Source organism: Nocardioides sp. NPDC059952 (assembly GCF_042730435.1).
Lineage (GTDB): Bacteria > Actinomycetota > Actinomycetes > Propionibacteriales > Nocardioidaceae > Nocardioides.
The window spans coordinates 1-3,476 of the sequence record NZ_JBHWLY010000141.1; the positions used below are offsets into that span (position 1 = coordinate 1).

General features: G+C 70.3%; 2 protein-coding genes. One reads left to right on the top strand and one right to left on the bottom strand.

Annotated elements, in window-relative coordinates; genetic code table 11:
• Positions 1-843 precede the first annotated feature (843 nt).
• Positions 844-1,575 (bottom strand): GntR family transcriptional regulator, encoded by a 732-nt coding sequence (locus ACFV9G_RS29710; RefSeq protein WP_377541236.1) that lies wholly within the window; start codon positions 1,573-1,575, stop codon positions 844-846.
• 423 nt (positions 1,576-1,998) lie between these two features.
• On the opposite strand from ACFV9G_RS29710, the gene ACFV9G_RS29715 reads away from it, so the two are divergent.
• Positions 1,999-3,459, top strand: coding sequence for an FtsK/SpoIIIE domain-containing protein (locus ACFV9G_RS29715; RefSeq protein ID WP_378733068.1), 1,461 nt, complete (start codon positions 1,999-2,001; stop codon positions 3,457-3,459).
• The last annotated feature ends 17 nt before the right edge of the window (positions 3,460-3,476 follow it).

A 3,476-nucleotide genomic window follows, 5' to 3' on the forward strand; every position in this document is an offset into this window, starting at 1 on the left:
GCCATGAGCACTGAGACACCGAGGGACGCCGACGGCAACAAGCTCTGTGGCTGGTGCGGCGGCCCGATCCAGCAGAAGGGCGTCGGCCGCAGCCGGGACTACTGCACGCGCACGCACAAGGAGTACGCGTACAGGGCTCGCCGGGACCAGGAGATCCGGTTCCGGGCCTACTCCAAAGGCCGGGCCGACGAACGCTTCTTTTCGACAACAGCCGAAACTCCGCAACCCTCCAATACGTCTGTTGTCGAAACTCAATCACCGCAGGTCAACGCCACGAATTCCCCGTCACCCCCCGCACCTTTGCCTCCCTTGAAACGGGCTCGCCGCAGGTCCGCACAGACTGCGTCCGCCATGCCTTTGTGGCCGCCGGCGGATGACGGAGAGCCGGACGATCAGCCACCACGGACCGATTCCTAGCGGAGCGCCCACGCGTCGCTCGGCCACATCGCGGCAGCAGCTGCTCCCCCTCAGCCGCGGAGTGCCTCCAGGTCGCCTTACGCACCCGCATCCGTGACGGCGGGGGTACGGCGCTCCGCCCCAATCCGGGCCCGGCAGACGGCCGCTCAAGCCGCGCAACCCCACCCCCCTTCCCGCTGGCCGTCGTTGGTCGTCCGGAGCACCCGCAGACGCGTATGCGGTAGGCCACGGAGGATTACGGGCCTCAGGCGGCCTGTACGCCCGCCTGAGGGCTCGTGAGCGCTCCGGCGGACCGAGAGTCGCAGGAGCGGGAGAACGACGCTCAGAGGCTCACGGGAGGCCGTGTGCCGGTACGTTCGGGACTTGGCACGACGAAGCCCCCGCCGAATTCGGATCGGCGGGGGCTTCGGTGTGTGCGGGCGGAGGTCAGCTCCGATGGGCTCGCCAACGGCGGGCTGGTGCGACGGACTCCCCAACCTCCACCGTGTCGCCCTGCGCGTCGACGTACACGTTCCGGCTCAGCAGAACGGGGGCGCCGGGCTCGACGCCAAGCAGAGTCGCCTGTTCCTCGGTTGCTGCATCGGCGGCGCTGGCTTCCTCGGAGGCCACGGCGCGTCGACCGGTGACGGCCTCGATGGCTGATGGGGTGCCGCCCGGGATCCGCTCGCGCTGCAGCAGAGCGGGCACGGTCTCCGCGAGTTCAGCGACGAACCAGCTCGTGCTCGCGGAGACCGGCTCCGCGTCGGCGTTGTGCGTGACCCGCTGGCGACGCAGCGCCTGGCCGCCGTCCTCGACGCCCAGGAGGTCCGCGACCCACTCGGGGGGAGTGGTCAGGTCGGCGCCCGTGATCACGGCGTACTCGCCGTCGGCGTAGATCCGCCCGGTAGTGAGCGCCGCCTCCAGGCGGTCGGCTGCGGTGCGGTGCAGGGTCCGGCGCGTGCTGACCGTGGTGGCCGCACCCTGCCGGCCTTCCGCGAGGCCTTCCGCCCTCAGCGTGCGGTGGACCTTCTGCGCGGTCGCAGTCGAGATGCCGTACTCCGCCGCGAGTTCGCGCACGGACGGCAGCACGTCGCCGTGCGCGAGTTCGCCGCTGACGATCTTCGACTTCAGCGTGCCGACGACTTGGAGATACGGAGGCGTGCGCTCCAGCGAGGACATGGCGGGGCTCCTTCGACGGGTGAACGGTGCGGTGATCTATCACAGCATCCGGAGTAGTGATCTAGCACAGTGTATGGCTTGACACAGCAACTGTGCCCCCACAGTATGGGTCTTGTTCGGCGGCGCCTCCCGAGGGGTCGCCGAACGGCTCGAAAATCCGGGGCCCTCGCGCGCACACGCGTAGGGGCCCCACCCCGGAAACCACCGCAACACCGAAACTCGCAGGTCACAGGCTTGCGGGGGCGCAACCGCCCGCAAGGGAGGTTGCGGCCCGGGGGTTGCGGGCTCAACCGCCACAAAACAGGCGGGCCGGAACGCCGCGCGAACGGCAATCCCGGCCCTGATCCACGACCACCCAAGGAGCGACTCGTGGACTACGCAGCAGCATGGAACAAGATCGGTACTGGTACCAAAACGGCCCGCGTGATCACGGCGGACCGGATCAACAAGACGACAGCGGCGGCGAGCCAGGCACTCGACGGCGCCGCCCCGATGTGTGCCCCGCTCGCGCACCGCTGGGACACGGAGGCCGAGCGCAGGGCGAAGCTCCGGACCCCGGAGAACCTGAAGGCGTTGATCGCTGCTCAGCGGGCCAACACGTCGGCGCGGTCGACGGCTGCGACCGCCGCGAGCCAGCGGAAGGCCGCACGGGCGGCGAGCAGCAACCCGTTCAACGGCGGCCGCCGCGCGGCCCGGACGGCGGACAAGGCAGGTCGCGCTCACGCCAAGGTCGCGCGCCGCGACCTGAAGTCGGCTCGCCGGAACTACCCGCTGACGCTCAACCAGCTCGCGGTCCGCGCCCACGCCGCGCACCTGATCCCGGCTGGGATCACCTCGTACGCGATGTCGTCGGCGGAGCACTGGGCGATGTGGCCGGCGGGAAGCTCGCTGAGCCTGATCGCCCTCAACGCTGCACTGCTCGCCGTCGGCCGCCGCCAGGTGCGGGTGCCGCTCGACGACGACGCCACGGCGGAGGAGCGCCGCCTCCTGGAGCGCCTCGACCCGTCGTACTGGGTCCAGCACGCCGACGAACGAGGCCTGTCGGGCACCGTGCCCGCACCGACCGAGCTGACCCCGGCCGGTCTGGTCACCACGGTGCGCCTTGATGGCCGGTGGAAGCCGTCGGCGTTCAAGGCCAAGCACGAGGAGATCCGGGCGATGCTCGGGGCCCGCACCGCCCTGCGTATGGAGATCAGTTCGGGATCGCATGGCGACCGCGCCACGATCACGCTGCGGACCCGCAGCGCTGCCGACGGCATCGACCTGACCGGCTGGAAGCCGGGCGACCCGTGGGGCGTCGACACGGTGACCGGCGAGCCGGTCATGGTCCCGCTCGGTCGCCGGATGCTGATCGCGGGGACCTCCGGGTCGGGCAAGAGCTGGAGCACCCGGGCCCTGCTCGCGGAGGCGTCCGAGGAGCCCAACCACCGCCTGGTCGTCATCGACCCCAAGCGAGTGGAAGGCATCAACTGGGAGCACCGCGCCCGCGTCGCCATCTACGCCGAAGACGTCCTCGGCGTGACGGACGAACTGGTCGCTGAGATGTACGAGCGGCTGGAGGAGATCCCGCGCGGCCGGGACACCATCGAGATCAGCACCCGCCGCCCCCGGATCACGGTCTTCGTGGACGAAGGAGCCGAGGTCATCTCCATGGCGCGCAAGAAGCGCGCCAAGGGCGGCGACGGCGACCCGGGCGACCCGGACTGGTCCCGGATCATGGAGAACCTGTCGACACTCGCCCGCATTGCGGGCGCCGCCGAGATCATCCTGATCTGGGCCACGCAGAAGCCGACCATGGACGCCAAGGGCGGCATCGACCCGCAGATCAGCGCCCAGGGTGTCTCTGATACACAGCTGACGCTGACGAGGAGAAGATGGGTGTAGAGCTCGCTGGTGGCGGG